This is a genomic window from Isoptericola sp. NPDC019482 (assembly GCF_040632295.1).
In the GTDB taxonomy this organism is placed as follows: domain Bacteria; phylum Actinomycetota; class Actinomycetes; order Actinomycetales; family Cellulomonadaceae; genus Isoptericola.
In genome coordinates, this window is sequence record NZ_JBEYBQ010000004.1 from 182,867 (window position 1) to 198,055 (window position 15,189).

General features: G+C 73.3%; 14 protein-coding genes. 4 read left to right on the forward strand and 10 right to left on the reverse strand.

The window, feature by feature from the left end; translation table 11 throughout:
- Window positions 1-63 precede the first annotated feature (63 nt).
- Window positions 64-429 (forward strand): VOC family protein, encoded by a 366-nt coding sequence (locus ABZ493_RS05200; protein ID WP_430581105.1) that lies wholly within the window; start codon window positions 64-66, stop codon window positions 427-429.
- A gap of 30 nt (window positions 430-459) precedes the next feature.
- On the opposite strand, the gene ABZ493_RS05205 is transcribed toward ABZ493_RS05200, so the two are convergent.
- From ABZ493_RS05205 to ABZ493_RS05220, 4 genes are all read right to left on the reverse strand, one after another.
- Entirely contained in the window at window positions 460-864 is a 405-nt protein-coding gene (locus ABZ493_RS05205; RefSeq protein WP_430581106.1) for a hypothetical protein, read from the reverse strand.
- Window positions 865-1,043: 179 nt separating this feature from the next.
- On the reverse strand, window positions 1,044-1,868 hold the full coding sequence (cofE, locus tag ABZ493_RS05210) for a coenzyme F420-0:L-glutamate ligase (RefSeq protein ID WP_430581107.1): 825 nt from the start codon (window positions 1,866-1,868) through the stop codon (window positions 1,044-1,046).
- On the reverse strand, window positions 1,865-2,875 hold the full coding sequence (locus ABZ493_RS05215; protein WP_430581108.1) for a TIGR03557 family F420-dependent LLM class oxidoreductase: 1,011 nt from the start codon (window positions 2,873-2,875) through the stop codon (window positions 1,865-1,867). The genes cofE and ABZ493_RS05215 overlap by 4 nt, the downstream gene beginning before the upstream one ends.
- 79 nt (window positions 2,876-2,954) lie before the next feature.
- A complete protein-coding gene (locus tag ABZ493_RS05220) occupies window positions 2,955-3,920 on the reverse strand; it encodes a bifunctional helix-turn-helix transcriptional regulator/GNAT family N-acetyltransferase (protein WP_430581109.1) in 966 nt (321 codons plus the stop codon).
- Window positions 3,921-4,023: 103 nt separating this feature from the next.
- On the opposite strand from ABZ493_RS05220, the gene valS reads away from it, so the two are divergent.
- A complete protein-coding gene (gene valS, locus ABZ493_RS05225; RefSeq protein ID WP_430581110.1) occupies window positions 4,024-6,825 on the forward strand; it encodes a valine--tRNA ligase in 2,802 nt (933 codons plus the stop codon).
- 31 nt (window positions 6,826-6,856) lie between these two features.
- Here the strand turns inward: valS and ABZ493_RS05230 are convergent, their stop codons facing one another.
- Both ABZ493_RS05230 and ABZ493_RS05235 read right to left on the reverse strand, forming a co-directional pair.
- Complete coding sequence (locus ABZ493_RS05230; protein ID WP_430581111.1) at window positions 6,857-8,107, reverse strand: hypothetical protein; 1,251 nt, start codon at window positions 8,105-8,107, stop codon at window positions 6,857-6,859.
- A gap of 132 nt (window positions 8,108-8,239) precedes the next feature.
- On the reverse strand, window positions 8,240-8,629 hold the full coding sequence (locus ABZ493_RS05235) for a chorismate mutase (protein ID WP_430581112.1): 390 nt from the start codon (window positions 8,627-8,629) through the stop codon (window positions 8,240-8,242).
- Between the two features lie 158 nt (window positions 8,630-8,787).
- Between ABZ493_RS05235 and ABZ493_RS05240 the strand changes: the two genes are divergently transcribed.
- The gene (locus ABZ493_RS05240; RefSeq protein ID WP_430581113.1) at window positions 8,788-10,581 is read left to right on the forward strand and encodes an AMP-dependent synthetase/ligase; all 1,794 of its coding nucleotides are present in this window, start codon (window positions 8,788-8,790) and stop codon (window positions 10,579-10,581) included.
- Between the two features lie 25 nt (window positions 10,582-10,606).
- Here ABZ493_RS05240 and clpX read toward each other — a convergent pair whose 3' ends face one another.
- The 4 genes from clpX to ABZ493_RS05260 form a co-directional block, all read right to left on the reverse strand.
- Entirely contained in the window at window positions 10,607-11,881 is a 1,275-nt protein-coding gene (clpX, locus tag ABZ493_RS05245) for an ATP-dependent Clp protease ATP-binding subunit ClpX (protein ID WP_429728324.1), read from the reverse strand.
- A gap of 156 nt (window positions 11,882-12,037) precedes the next feature.
- Window positions 12,038-12,736 carry an ATP-dependent Clp protease proteolytic subunit gene (locus ABZ493_RS05250; RefSeq protein ID WP_430581141.1) on the reverse strand — a complete coding sequence of 233 codons (699 nt, stop codon included), beginning with the start codon at window positions 12,734-12,736 and terminating at the stop codon, window positions 12,038-12,040.
- A gap of 82 nt (window positions 12,737-12,818) precedes the next feature.
- Entirely contained in the window at window positions 12,819-13,439 is a 621-nt protein-coding gene (locus ABZ493_RS05255) for an ATP-dependent Clp protease proteolytic subunit (RefSeq protein WP_430547200.1), read from the reverse strand.
- Between the two features lie 136 nt (window positions 13,440-13,575).
- A complete protein-coding gene (locus ABZ493_RS05260; protein ID WP_430581114.1) occupies window positions 13,576-14,166 on the reverse strand; it encodes a helix-turn-helix domain-containing protein in 591 nt (196 codons plus the stop codon).
- Window positions 14,167-14,199: 33 nt separating this feature from the next.
- Between ABZ493_RS05260 and ABZ493_RS05265 the strand changes: the two genes are divergently transcribed.
- Window positions 14,200-15,180, forward strand: coding sequence for a DMT family transporter (locus ABZ493_RS05265; protein WP_430581115.1), 981 nt, complete (start codon window positions 14,200-14,202; stop codon window positions 15,178-15,180).
- Window positions 15,181-15,189: the final 9 nt, after the last annotated feature.

The window sequence follows — 15,189 nt, forward strand, 5'->3', positions numbered from 1 at the left end:
CTGCCGGGCGCCGGCCCGCGGCTAGCGTGGTGACTCACCGCACGACGAGCGAGGAGCACGACGATGGCTCACGGCGACATCACGCACATCGACATCCCGGTGACGGACAAGGAGCGCGCCAAGGGCTTCTACTCCGGCCTGTTCGGCTGGCAGATCGAGGCCCCGCCCGGGTTCGAGGACTACCCCATGTGGCGGGCGCCCAACCAGATCAGCGGGGGCGGGCTGGCGCCGCGCAGCGAGGGCTTCGAGCAGCCGCGCAGCTACGTCGAGGTCGACTCCATCGACGACGCCCTCGCGAAGGTGGCGGCGCTCGGCGGCACGGTGCTCATGGAGAAGTCCGAGATCAGCCCCACCAGCTGGTGGGCGGTGCTCCAGGACCCGGACGGCAACCGGATCGGCCTCTACGAGGGCACGACCGACGCCGGCTGAGCCGCCTCGGGCCGCGGCCCCCGGAGCGTCTCAGCGGGCGAAGAGCACCCGCCCGTCCGGGTCGCCCTCGCGGCGCGGGCGCAGCGCCGACGGCGCCGGCCACGGCAGCTCGAACCGCTCGACCGCGACGTCGATCGCGCCGAAGTCGTCGGTCTGCACGACGACGCGGTCGGGCGTGACCTCGACGAGCTTCACGCGCAGCGGCTCGTCGCCGTCGCGCTCGAGCGTCCAGACGTCGGCCATCCACGACAGCCCGGCCGCCTCGAGCGCGTCCTCGGCGTCGGTCCAGTCGAGCGGCCCGCTCACGTCGCGGCCGAGCAGCGACACGGCGACCCAGCCGTCGCCCTCGGGGCGCAGCCAGCCGAGCGCCTCGCGGTCGTCGGGGCGGCGGTGCTCGATCCAGTCCGCGGGCAGGGAGGTCTCGGGCGCAGGCATGTCGGCACCGTAGGCGACGGCGCCGCCTCCGGGCGAGCGGATTCCCGCACCACCTCGTACTACCTCACGGAGCCCCGCACTACCTCGCGCCGTCCGGAACTACCTCACGGAGCCCCGCACTACCTCGCGCCGTCCGGAACTACCTCACGGAGCCCCGCACTACCTCGCGCCGTCCGGAACTACCTCGCAGGGTCTCGTACTACCTCGGCACGGCCGTCCGCGAGCCCGCGGGCGTAGGCCTCGGCGCTGCCCTCGCGGAACAGGTCGTCGGCGCTGGGGCGCACCAGCGAGCGGGCGCCGGGGCCGTCGGCGTCCGGCCCGTCCCCCGCGCGCACGTGCCGCGCGAGCCCGCGCACCACCGCGACGGGCCGGCCGTCCGCCTTGCCGCGCACCAGCTCCGACGCGGCGGCGACCTCGTCGGCGACGGCGGTCACGGTGACCGACAGCGGCCGACCGTGCGCGTCGACCCCGCCGCGCAGGTCGTCGACGACGTCCACGCCGGCCGCGCCGATCGCGATGTCGGTGAGCCCGTCGCGCCAGGTCCGACCGGCGGTGTCGGTGACGACGACGCCGAGCCGGTCCAGGCCGAACCGCGCACGCAGGGCGGCCCGCAGCGCGCGGGCCGAAGCGTCGGGGTCCTCCGGCAGCAGCAGCACCGTGCCGTCGGGGGTGTTGGAGGCGTCCACGCCGGCGGCGGCCATCACCAGGCCCAGCCGGTTCTCCACGATCCGCAGCGGGGGCAGGCCGTCGGGCCGCTCGCGCGTCGCGACCACCCGCACGGTCTCGTCGGTGATCGCCTGCTCGCGGTCGGCGGCGCGCACCACGCGCCCCTCGGCCTTCGAGACGATCTTGGAGGTCACGACGACGACGTCCCCCTCGGCGACCGGGTCCCCCGACGCCGCGCCGTCGGCGGCCAGGGCGTCGCCCACCAGCCGCGCCAGGTCGTCGCCGGGCCGCACCTCGGGGAACCCGGCGGGCGCCCAGAGCGTGAGCCGAGCGCTCACCGCACCAGCTTCGGGAGCACCTCGCGGCCGAAGACCTCGATCCACTCCTTCTGGTTGCGCCCCACGTTGTGCAGGTAGATGCGGTCGAAGCCGAGGTCGACGTACTTCTGGATGGCGGCGCGGTGCTCGTCCGGGTCGGCGCTGATGACCATGCGGCCCTCGAAGTCCTCCGGGCGCACCAGCTTGGCCATCTGCGCGAAGTCGTGCGGGGAGCGGATGTCGGCCTTGGGGAACTTCATGCCGCCGTTGGGCCACTCGGTCATCGCGTTCGCGAGCGCCTCCTCGTCCGTGGCCGCCCACGACATGTGCACCTGCAGCACCTTGGGCATCCCCTGCGGGTCACGACCGGACTCGCGCACGCCGTCGTCGAACTTGCCGAACAGCATCTCGATCTTCTCCAGCGGCGCCCCGACGGTGATGAGGCCGTCGGCGTGCTTGCCGGCGCGCTTGGCGGTGATCGGCCCGGCGGTGGCGACCAGGATCTCCGGCGGCACCTCGGGCATGGTCCACAGCCGCGTGGACTCCATCTTGTAGTACTGCCCGGAGTGCTTGACGTCCTTGCCGTCGATGCCGGACGCGAACAGCTTCTTGATGATGTCGATGGCCTCGAACATGCGGTTGATCCGCTCGGGGGCCTCGGGCCAGTACCCGGCGACGACGTGCTCGTTGAGCGCCTCGCCGGACCCCAGGCCCAGCCAGTGCCGGCCCGGGTACATCGCGGCGAGCGTGGCCGACGCCTGCGCCACCATCGCCGGGTGCCAGCGGAACGTCGGCGCGGTGACGCCGGGGCCCAGGTCGCCGCGGGTGCGCTCGCCGAGCGCCGTCAGCACGTTCCACACGAAGGCCGCCTCGCCCTGCTGCGGCACCCACGGCTGGAAGTGGTCGGCGGCCATGACGCCGGAGAAGCCGTGCTCCTCCGCGTAGGCCGAGTACGCGACCACGTCGGTGGGGTGGAACTGCTCGAGCATCGCGGCATAGCCGATGGTCAGGTCGGGGTTCGCAGCCATGCTTCCGACCCTATCCCCGGCCGACGACCAGGTACGTGGTACCGGGTCGACCCAGCAGACGCTCCCTCAGCCCGCCCGCTCAGCCCAGCCGCTTGGCGAAGAAGCGCTCGGCGTACGGGTTGTCGTTGTACCGGGCGATGCGCCGGTACCCGGCGCGCTCGTACATCGCGACCGCCTCGGTGAGCGTCCCGTTCGTGTCGAGCCGCACCTCCCGGTGGCCTAGGTCGCGGCTCACGCCCTCGAGGTGCCGCAGCAGCCGGGAGCCGAGCCCGGCGCCGCGCCAGCCGGGGTGCACCCACATCCGCTTGATCTCACCCACGCCCCCGGCTGAGTCGTCGGCCTCGCCGTCCGGCAGCGTCCGCACCCCGCCGCACGCGACGGGCTCGCCGTCGCTCGTCGCCACGACGAACGCGCCCGACGGCGGCGCGAGGCGCGCGTCCTCGGCGTCGCGCTCGCCGGGGGCGGGCGACGGTCCGGGGTCGAAGCCGCCGGGAAACCGCTCGTCGAGCTCCGCCACGTAGGCCGCCACGGCCCGCCGAGCGAGGTCCGACGCCGGGTCCACGCGCTCGAGGGACACCGTCGCGGCCCGCACCAGCAGGTCCGCCTCGGCGAGCGCCGCGGCGAGCCGGGCGCGCTGGCGGTCGGTAAGGGGCGCGACGAGGTCGCGGGCGCGGTCCACCGACCGGCGCTCCAGGTCGTCCCAGGCGCGGCGGCCCGCGGCGGTGAGGTCCACGCGGCGCCGGCGCCGGTCCTCGTCGTCGGGCACGACGGCGACGAGCCCGTCGGACTCGAGCCTGCGCAGCAGGCGGCTGAGATACCCGGAGTCCAGGCCGAGCCGGGCGCGCAGGTCCCGTGTGGTGCCCGGCTCGGTGCCGATCTCGAAGAGGAGGCGCGCGGTGCCCAGCGGCATCCCGGTGCCCAGGAACGAGTCCTCGAGCGCGCCCACCCGCTGCGTGTAGCTGCGGTTGAACCGCCGCACGACGTCCACCTGGTGCTCGACCTGTCCGCCGGTCTCCGCCGTCGCTCCGCCCGTCGATCCCGTCATACCTCTGACTTTAGTCAGAGGCTCTGGCCGACGTTCCGGCGGCGTCCGCCGATCGAGACGGCCATGCCCGGCGGGCCCCTCGGATCTGGGAGAATGAGCGACCATGAGCGACTTCCCGACCCCCGAGGCGCCGACCGCGCCCGCGCAGACCTCCGCAGCGACCCCGCCCGCCGGCAACCCTGTTGCTCAGGTAGCCGGCGACGTCGTCCGCGCGGTGGTCCGGGAGGTACCGGACAAGGTCAGCCTGGAGGGTCTGGAGCAGCGCTTCGACGAGCGCTGGTCGGCCGAGGGCACCTACGCGTTCGACCGCACCGCCACGCGCGAGCAGGTGTACTCGATCGACACCCCGCCGCCCACGGTCTCCGGCTCGCTGCACGTGGGCCACGTGTTCAGCTACACGCACACGGACACGGTCGCCCGCTTCCAGCGGATGCGCGGCAAGAAGGTCTTCTACCCGATGGGCTGGGACGACAACGGCCTGCCCACCGAGCGCCGCGTGCAGAACTACTACGGCGTGCGCTGCGACCCTTCGCTGCCGTACGTCGAGGGCTTCGAGCCCCCGCACGAGGGCACCGACGGCAAGAACGTGAAGCCCGGCGACCAGGTGCCGGTCAGCCGCCGCAACTTCATCGAGCTGTGCGAGCGGCTCACCGCCGACGACGAGCGCCAGTTCGAGGAGCTGTGGCGCCGCCTCGGCCTGTCCGTGGACTGGGCCCAGAACTACCAGACGATCGACGCCACCTCCCGGGCCGCGTCGCAGCGCGCCTTCCTGCGCAACCTCGCCCGCGGCGAGGCGTACCAGGCCGAGGCGCCGGGCCTGTGGGACGTGACGTTCCAGACCGCCGTCGCGCAGGCCGAGCTCGAGGCGCGCGAGTACCCGGGTCACTACCACCGGGTCGCGTTCCACCGCACGACGTCGGACGGCGCGGTCGGCAGCCCGGTCTACATCGAGACCACGCGACCGGAGCTCATCCCGGCCGTGGTGGCGCTCATCGCCCACCCCGACGACGAGCGGTACCAGGGCCTCTTCGGCACCACCGTGACCTCGCCCCTGTTCGGCGTCGAGGTGCCCGTGCTCGCGCACCCGGCCGCCGCGATGGACAAGGGCGCCGGCATCGCCATGTGCTGCACCTTCGGCGACCTCACCGACGTGCAGTGGTGGCGCGAGCTGCAGCTCGCCACCCGTTCGGTCATCCAGCGCGACGGCCGCCTGTCGCGCGAGACGCCGGCCTGGATCGCGGGCGGCCCGGGCGAGGCGCTGTACGCCGAGGAGCTGGCCGGCAAGACCACGTTCAGCGCCCGCAAGGCCGTCGTCGACGCGCTCGTCGCGTCCGGAGACCTGGACGGCGACCCGACGCCCACCCAGCGCATGACGAACTTCTACGAGAAGGGCGACAAGCCCCTCGAGATCGTCACCTCCCGCCAGTGGTACATCCGCAACGGCGGGCGCGACTGGGAGGCCCGCGACCTCAAGGCCGAGCTGCTGGCCCGCGGCAAGGAGCTCGACTTCCACCCGGACTTCATGCGCGTGCGCTACGACAACTGGGTGAACGGGCTCAACGGCGACTGGCTCATCTCGCGCCAGCGCTTCTTCGGCGTCGCCGTGCCGCTCTGGTACCCGGTGACGCAGGACGGCGACGTCGACCACGACCACCCGATCGTGCCGACCGAGGCCGAGCTGCCCGTCGACCCGACGTCGCAGGCCCCGGCCGGCTACGACGAGTCGCAGCGCGGCGCACCCGGCGGCTTCGTCGGGGACGCCGACGTCATGGACACCTGGGCCACGTCGTCCCTGTCGCCGCTCATCGTGTCCGGCTGGGAGCGCGACGCCGACCTGTTCTCCCGCGTGTACCCGATGGACCTGCGCCCGCAGGGCCAGGACATCATCCGCACCTGGCTGTTCTCCTCGGTGGTGCGCTCGCACCTCGAGTGCGGGGTGCTGCCGTGGAAGCACGCGGCGATCAGCGGCTGGATCCTGGACCCGGACCGCAAGAAGATGTCCAAGTCCAAGGGCAACGTCGTCACGCCGATGGCGCTGCTCGAGGAGCACGGCGCGGACGCGGTGCGCTACTGGGCCGCCGCGGCACGCCTGGGCACGGACGCCGCGTTCGAGGTCGGGCAGATGAAGATCGGCCGCCGCCTCGCGATCAAGGTGCTCAACGCCTCGAAGTTCGCGCTGACCTTCGGCGTCGACCCCGAGTCCGGCGCCGGCGAGATCGTGCTGGACCCGGCACGCGTGACCGTCCCCCTGGACCGCGCGATGCTCGCGGGGCTGGCGGACGTCGTCGAGCAGGCCACCGCCGCGTTCGAGGCGTACGACCACACCCGCGCGCTGGAGGTCACCGAGACGTTCTTCTGGACGTTCTGCGACGACTACCTCGAGCTGGTCAAGGACCGCGCGTACGGAGCGGGCGCCGCGGCCACCGAGGTGACCGCAGAGACCGAGTCCGCCCGCACCGCCCTCGCCCTCGCGGTCGACACCCTGCTGCGCCTCCTGGCGCCGTTCCTGCCGTTCGCGACCGAGGAGGTCTGGTCGTGGTGGCGCGCCGGCTCGGTGCACCACGCCGCCTGGCCCGTGGCCGCCCCGCTGCGCGACGCGGCCGGCGACGCCGACCCCGTGCAGCTCGCCGCCGCCGGGCACGCGCTCGCGGCGCTGCGCAAGATCAAGTCGGAGGCCAAGGTCTCCATGCGCACGCCGATCCTCAGCGCCTCCATGGTGGTCCCGGCCGCGCTGCTCGAGGGCGTCCGGTCGGCCCTCGACGACGTGCGCGGCGCCGGCCGCGCCACGGGCGCCCTCGACGTCGTCGAGGCGGCCGAGGGCCAGGGCAACCCGGACGTGCAGGGCGGCATCGTCGTCACCGCGTCCGAGCTGGGCGAGCCCCCGGCCCGCAAGCCGAAGGCCTGACGCCGAGATAGAGAACCCGGACCCGCGTTCTCTATCTCGGCGTGGTGAACCGGTCGCCGTCGCCGCTCATGGTGGCGGCGACCTCCTTCGGCGTCCCGTCGTCGTGCCACCGCAGGGTCGCGCCGACGCCGTCCATGAGCTCCACGGAGCCCTCGGGCGCGAAAGTCAGCGCGGCGTCCTGGCCGATCGCCGCCCGCAGCAGGGCCGACGTCGCGGGCAGCTCCTCGAGACCCTCCGTGACGCCGAGGTCCGTCAGGTCGGCGCGCGACGTCGCGATGTGCATCGGGTCCGGCCCGATCCACAGCGTGCGCCCCCCGAGCAGGCCGTCGGCGCCGCCCGCTCCCCCGGCCCCGCCGGCAGAGGCCGCCAGGGCCGACGTCGAGTCGATCGCGATCTGCTCGGCCAGGACGAGCGCCTTGACCTGACCGCGGGCCAGGACGGCGACGACGTCGTCGATCGACGACACGGCCCCCTCCTCGCGCCCCTGGTCCTGGCGGTACTCGGCCAGCACCACCTCGCGCCGTCGCTCCCGGTAGGAGTCGAGGGCGTCCTCGACCGCGGCCTCGAAGGTGTCCGCGCGCACGCCCGGCCCGCGCCCGCCGCCCGCGACCTCCACGGTGCGCCGGGAGGCCTCCTGCCCGAGCTCCGCGCGCACCAGGTTCACTGCGCGCACGTCGCCGGTGAGCAGCACCACCTCCGGGCTCCCTTCCGCCACGCGCCGGTCGATCTCGGCCGCGACGGCCGCCGCGTTGCGCTTCCAGGAGTCCTCGGCGCGCGACTCGATGATGGCGCGCTTGGTGCCGGTGCTGGAGGTCTTGCTCACCTCGTCGTTCGGCCCCTCGAACGTCTCCCGGGCGGCGCCGGGCCGGCCGCCCGCGTCGCACGGCCAGAAGTCCGCGCCGCTCCGGTCGACGGCGACGCACAGGGCGTCGACCGCCTCGTCCGCCGCCTGCGCCGCCTGCAGCAGCACCGGCACGGGCAGCCACGCGCCGGTCGCGACAGCGGGCGGGTTGCGCAGCACGCGGTCCACCGCGACCCCGCCGTCCGAGGCGATGAGCACCCGGCCGTGGGCGCCCGCCGTGCGCGTCGGTCGCAGGACGGCGGCCTCGAGCGCGTCCAGCACGCTCGCGGGCGCCGTCTGCCGTTCCAAGGAACGCCGCACCGCCCGCCACCGGTTCGCGACGTCCCTGTCGCCCGCCTCGGCCGAGGGCGTCGCGTCCAGGTAGACGGTCGCGAACGGTCCGGGGCGTCCGACGAGGGGCTTGAGCCAGTCGATCTTCATCCGTGGTCCCCCAGGTGTCCGTCGTCGGGCTGAACACCCAGCCTGCGACGGAAACGCGGCGGACGCCACCCCGTCACGGGGAAGCGCCAGGACCTCGGCCGACCCGAGGGGACCGGGTCAGATCTCACCTCTTCAAGCGTAGGTGTCCAGCGGCGGCAGCTCGCCCTTGAGGCGCCCGGCGGCGTGCTCCTCGGCGATGCGCTCGTGATGGCGGATCACCTCGGACACGATGAAGTTGCGGAACTGCTCGGTGAACTCGGGGTCGAGCCCGGCGCCCTCCGCCAGGCCCTTGAGGCGGTCGACCTGCTGGCGGTCGCGGGACGGGTCGGCGGGCGGCAGCCCGCCCACGGCCTTGAGCTCGCCCACGCGCCGCGTCATCTTGAAGCGCTCGGCCAGCAGGTGCACGAGCGCGGCGTCGATGTTGTCGATGCTGGCGCGCAGGTCCAGGATCTCCTGGGGCATCCCGTCCGTCGCGGGGCGCGGGGCGGAGTCCTGGGGGACGTCGTGAGGGGTGTCGGGCATGCCTCGATCCTACGAGGCGCGCCGAGCGTGTAAGGTCCCACGTCGGCCCGCACGCCGACCGGAGACTGGTCAGGCACCTGTCGGCCTTCCTCGGCGGCACGACGCCGCCCCCGCATGCCGCACCGCGCATGCCGCACCCACGCACGGAGAGAGAGTAGATGACGGTCGCGACGACGCCCAGCCTCGTGGACGTGCCCGAGGGCACGAGCATCAGCACGCTGCTGGCCGACCGGGTCGCCCGCGCCGGCGACCGGACGCTCGTCGAGCGCCGCTCCGCGTCCGACGGCTCGTGGGTGCCCGTGTCCGCGGGCGAGTTCCAGGCCGACGTCACGGCCGTGGCGCGCGGGCTCGTCGCCCGCGGGATCGAGCCCGGCGACCGGGTCGCGATCATGTCGCGCACCCGGTACGAGTGGACGCTGCTCGACTTCGCCGCCTGGGCGGCCGGCGCCGTCGTCGTGCCGGTGTACGAGACCTCCTCCCCCGAGCAGGTGCGCTGGATCCTCGAGGACTCCGGCGCCCGCCTCGTCGTGGTGGAGACACCCGCGCACGCGGACGCCGTGCGGCAGGTGGACGACGACCTGCCCGACCTCGAGGAGGTGCTCGTCATCGCGACCGGTGCCGTCGACGCGCTGCGCGAGGCCGGGGTGTCCGTCCCCGCGCGGGACGTCGCGGACCGCCGTGACGCCGTGCGCCGCGACGACCTCGCCACGATCGTCTACACCTCCGGCTCCACGGGCCGACCCAAGGGCGCCGAGCTCACCCACGGCAACTTCGCGCACCTCGCGATGAACGCCCGCCTCGCCCTGCCGGAGCTCCTGGAGGCGGACGGCGCGCGCACCGTGCTCTTCCTGCCGCTGGCGCACGTGTTCGCGCGACTGATCCAGGTCGCGGTGATCGCCAGCGGCTCGGTGCTCGGCCACCTGCCCGACGTCAGGACGCTCACCGACGACCTGAAGACGTTCCGGCCGACGTTCCTGCTCGCCGTCCCCCGCGTGTTCGAGAAGGTCTACAACTCCGCCGAGCAGCGCGCCGGGTCGCGCACCAAGCGGCGCGTGTTCGGCTGGGCCGCGCGCGTGTCGGGCCAGTACTCGCGCGCGCTCGACGCCGGGCGCGTCCCGGCGACGCTGCGGGCCCGGCACGCGCTGGCCGACCGGCTCGTGCTGTCGCAGCTGCGCGCCGCGATGGGCGGGGAGCTGCGGTACGCGATCTCGGGCGGCGCGCCCCTCGGCGACCGGCTCGGCCACTTCTTCCGCGGGGCCGGGCTCACGGTCCTCGAGGGGTACGGCCTCACCGAGACGACGGCGCCGACCGCCGTGAACCTGCCCTCCGACCTGCGCATCGGCACGGTCGGCCCGCCCTTCCCCGGCACCTCGGTGCGGATCGACGACGACGGCGCGGTCTTCGTGGCAGGCCCGCACCTCTTCCGCGGCTACCGGGGTCGACCCGACCTCACCGCCGACGCGCTCGTGGACGGCTGGTTCCGCACCGGCGACCTGGGCGCGCTGGACCACGGCCACCTGCGCATCACGGGCCGCACCAAGGAGATCATCGTCACCGCGGGCGGCAAGAACGTCGCCCCGGCGCCGCTGGAGGACCGGGTGCGGGCACACCCGCTGGTGTCACAGGTCGTCGTCGTGGGCGACAAGCGTCCCTTCATCGGCGCGCTCGTCACGCTGGACGCCGAGATGCTGCCCGGCTGGCTGGCCACGCAGGGCATCCCGCCCATGTCGGCGGGGGCGGCGCGGACCGACCCGCGGGTGCTCGCGGCGCTCGACGCCGCCGTCGAGGAGGCCAACTCGGCCGTCTCCCGGGCGGAGTCGATCCGCAAGTTCCGGGTGCTCGAGGGCGACTTCACGGAGGCGAACGAGTACCTGACGCCGTCGTTGAAGGTGAAGCGCGACCTCGTGCTGCGCGACTTCGCGGACGAGGTCGACGCGCTCTACTCCCGGTAGTGGCCCGGTGGCCGCCCGGTAAGGCTCAGGCGCTCTTCTCGCGGGGGGTGCGACGGCGCACGGGCGACGTGCGCGGCACGAGCGTCGGGTTGACGTTCTCCAGCACGACCTCGCGGCTCACCACCACCCGCTCGACGTCGTCGCGGCTCGGCACGTCGAACATCACCTGCTGGAGGACCTCCTCCATGATGGCGCGCAGCCCGCGCGCCCCGGTGCCCCGCAACAGCGCCTGCTCGGCGATCGCCTCGACCGCGTCCTGCTCGAACTCGAGCTCGACGCCGTCGATCTCGAACATCCGCTGGAACTGCTTGACGAGCGCGTTGCGCGGCTCGGTGAGGATCCGCACCAGCGCGTCGCGGTCGAGCGGCGACACGGACGCGATGACGGGCAGGCGCCCGATGAACTCGGGGATGAGGCCGTACTTCTGCAGGTCCTCGGGCCGCACCTCGGCGAACAGGTCGTCGTCGGCGACCGTCTCCATGGGGGCGCTGAACCCGATGCCGCGCTTGCGGGCGCGGGAGGCCACGATGTCGTCGAGCCCGGCGAACGCGCCCGCCACGATGAACAGCACGTTCGTGGTGTCGATCTGGATGAACTCCTGGTGCGGGTGCTTGCGCCCGCCCTGCGGGGGCACCGACGCCGTGGTGCCCTCGATGATCTTCAGGAGCGCCTGCTGCACGCCCTCGCCGGAGACGTCACGCGTGATCGACGGGTTCTCCGCCTTGCGGGCCACCTTGTCGACCTCGTCGATGTAGATGATGCCCGTCTCGGCCTTCTTGACGTCGTAGTCCGCCGCCTGGATGAGCTTGAGGAGGATGTTCTCGACGTCCTCGCCCACGTACCCGGCCTCGGTGAGGGCCGTGGCGTCCGCGATGGCGAAGGGCACGTTCAGCATCTTCGCCAGCGTCTGCGCCAGGTAGGTCTTGCCGGTGCCGGTGGGGCCGATCAGCAGGATGTTGGACTTCGCGATCTCGACGGCGTCGTCGCCGTCACGCTGGGCCTCGCCCGCCTGCACCCGCTTGTAGTGGTTGTAGACCGCCACCGCGAGCGCCCGCTTGGCCGGCTCCTGCCCGATGACGTACTGCTCGAGGAAGTCGAAGATCTCGCGCGGCTTCGGCAGCTCGGTGAGCCCCAGCTCCGCCGCCTCGCCGAGCTCCTCCTCGATGATCTCGTTGCACAGGTCGATGCACTCGTCGCAGATGTACACGCCGGGGCCGGCGATCAGCTTCTTGACCTGCTTCTGCGACTTCCCGCAGAACGAACACTTCAGCAGGTCTGCGCCGTCACCGATCCGAGCCACCGGGAGCCTCCATCTCGTGAGTGCACGTCCTGAGCAATGGTCCTGCATCCATTCCACACCACGGGGGCGTCGTTGTCAGCCGAGTAGCCCGGTGCGTCGTGTCGCAAGGTCCGCGGCCTCCCCCTCGGGAGGCCGCGGACCCGGTGAACATGCAGGTCAGCGCGGCGCGAGAGCGGCCGGCTTGCGGCTCTCGAGCACCTGGTCGACCAGGCCGTAGTCCTTCGCCTGCGCGGCGGTGAGGATCTTGTCGCGCTCGATGTCCTCGCGCACCTGCTCCTCGGACTTGCCCGTGTGCGCCGCCAGCGTCGACTCGAGCCACTCGCGCATGCGGATGAGCTCGTTGGCGTGGATCTCGATGTCGGACGCCTGGGCGTAGCCGCCGCCCTCCATCGCGGGCTGGTGGATCAGCACGCGGGCGTTCGGCAGCGCGAGTCGCTTGCCCGGCTGGCCGGCGGCGAGCAGCACGGCCGCGGCGGACGCCGCCTGGCCGAGGCACACCGTCTGGATCTGCGGCTTGATGAACTGCATCGTGTCGTACAGCGCCGTCATGGCCGTGAACGACCCACCCGGCGAGTTGATGTAGATCATGATGTCGCGGTCGGGGTCCTGGCTCTCCAGGACCAGCAGCTGCGCCATGATGTCGTCCGCCGACGCGTCGTCGACCTGGACGCCCATGAAGATGATGCGGTCCTCGAACAGCTTGGTGTACGGGTCCTGGCGCTTGAAGCCGTACGCGGTGCGCTCCTCGAACTGGGGCAGCACGTAGCGCGACGTGGGCGCGTCGGTGCTGGACCCGTACGGGAGCGCGACGCCGCCGGGACGCGCCGCGGCGCCCGCCAGGCTCTGGGCCCGCATTGCGAACTGGTACTCGTCTGAGTAGCTCACGGTGTTCTCCTCGGGTGGGAAGTCAGTGGGTTCCGGGGGCGGGTGGTCGGCGTCAGGAGCCCGACGCGCCGCCACCGCCCGAGACCGAGGCGGCGTTGGTGACCACGTGGTCGACGAAGCCGTACTCGAGGGCCTCGTCCGCGGTGAACCACTTGTCGCGGTCGTTGTCCTTGAGGATCGTCTCCAGCGACTGACCGGTCTGCTCGGCCGTCAGCTCGGAGAGCACCTTCTTCATGTGCATGATCAGCTGCGCGCCGATCCGCACGTCGGTCGCGGTGCCGCCCACGCCGCCGGAGGGCTGGTGCATCAGCACGCGGGCGTGCGGGGTGATGTAGCGCTTGCCCTTCGCGCCCGAGGAGAGCAGGAACTGCCCCATCGAGGCCGCCATGCCCATCGCGATGGTCGCGACGTCGGGCTTGATGTACTGCATCGTGTCGTAGATCGCCATGCCGGCCGTGATGGAGCCGCCCGGGCTGTTGATGTACAGCCAGATGTCCTTGTCCGGGTCCTCCGCGGCCAGCAGCATCATCTGGGCGCAGATCGCGTTCGCGTTCTCGTCGCGCACCTCCGAACCCAGCCAGATGATGCGCTCCTTGAGGAGCCGGTTGTAGATGGAGTCGTTGAGGCCGAGGCCCGGGCCATCGGCGCGCGCCACCGGCGTCGCACCGTCCATCCGCAGCAAGTCGTTCACGTCCGTCTCCTTCGTCATCGCCGTCGATCGACCCTAACGTGCGGCAACCGCGCGAAACGTCCCGGCGGAGGGGCTTTTCGCTGCTGGCGCACACGACGACGCCGCGGGCGGCCGCGGCTCACGCCCCGTGCGCCGCGCAGAGGGCGCCGGCGGCGCGGCGCGCGGCCCGGAACGGCTCCGCGGGCACGCCCGTCCCCGAGCCCGCCAGCGCCCCGTCGTAGAGCACCATGAGCTCGTCGGCGAGCCCGCCGGGCCGGGCGAGCCCGGCGGCGCGGCACTCGGTCTCGAGGAGGTCCCGGACCCACGCCTTCTGCCGGGCGACCTCGACGGCGACCGGGTGCCCGGGGTCGTCCACCTCGGCGCGGGCGTTGATCGCGGCGCACCCGCGCCCGCCCTCGGCCACCGACCACTTCTCGACGGCGTCGAAGAACGCGAGGACGCGCTCCACGCCGGGGGCGGGGCGCGCCGCGAGGCTCCGCCCCAGCAGCTCCTCCCACCGGGCGTCGCGGGCGCGGAGATAGGCCACCTCGAGCGCCTCCTTCGAGCCGAAGCGGTCGTAGAGCGTCTTCTTCGTGACGCCCGCCTCCGCGGCGATCGTGTCGACGCCGACGGCGTGCAGCCCACGGGCGTAGAACAGGCGCGACGCGGCGTCGAGGATCCGGCGCGCCGCCGGGGTCAGGGGCGCCCGCGGGGCGATGTGCTCGCTCATGCGACCAGTATACAGATCTGTATAGTAACGATCATGAGTAAACAGATCTGTCTACCTGCGGGCACCACGACCGTCCTCGCCTCCGCCGCGTTCGTGCTGTCCTGGAGCTCGGGCTTCCTCGGCGCGCGGCTCGGCGCGGGTCAGGCGCCCGTGCCCACGCTGCTGCTGTGGCGCTACGTCGTCGTGACCGTGGTGCTCACGGCCGGGCTGGCGACCGTCCGGCTCCTGCGCCGGAGGGGCCGCGCCCGCGCCCCTGCCGAGGCGGCACGGCTCGTCCCCCGACCCGGCAGGCCGCGTGCTGCGGCGCACCACGTCGTCGTCGGTCTGCTCTCGCAGGTCGGCTACGTGCTGCCCGTGTACGGCGCGATCGGTCTCGGCGTGTCCACGGGCACGACGTCGCTGGTGGACGCCGTGCAGCCGGTCGTGGTCGCGACCCTGGTGGGCCCGCTGCTCGGACAGCGCGTCCGGGGGCTCCAGTGGGCCGGGCTCGCGACGGCGTTCGCCGGCGTCGCGGCGATCGTCGCCGGCGATCTGCGGTCGACCACGGCCCCCGCATGGGCCTACGCGCTGCCCGCGGCGGCCGTCGCGTCGCTGGTCGCCGCGACCTTCCTCGAGCGCCGCCGTTCCGCGACCCTGCCGGCGGGCCCCCTGCTGGCCCTCCACTCGGGCGTGGCCGTGGTCGCCCTCGCCGCGCTCGCGCTGGCCACCGGCACCGTCACGCCGCCGGCCGACCCCGCCTTCTGGGGATCGACGCTGTTCCTGGCGCTGGTGCCGTCGCTGGCCGCCTACGGCCTGTACTGGAGGCTGCTGCGGCGCGTCGACGTCACGACGCTCAACGCCCTGCTGTTCCTCGTCGTGCCGACCACGACCCTGGCGGGCGCCGCGTTGTTCGGCGAGCCGCTCTCCCTCGCCGGCGGCGTCGGCCTCGGCCTGGCAGGCCTCGGCGTCGCCGCGGTGCTGCGCGGCGAGCACCGGCATCGCCCCGGGGACGACGACGGCCCGCACCGTCCGTGAGGACGATGC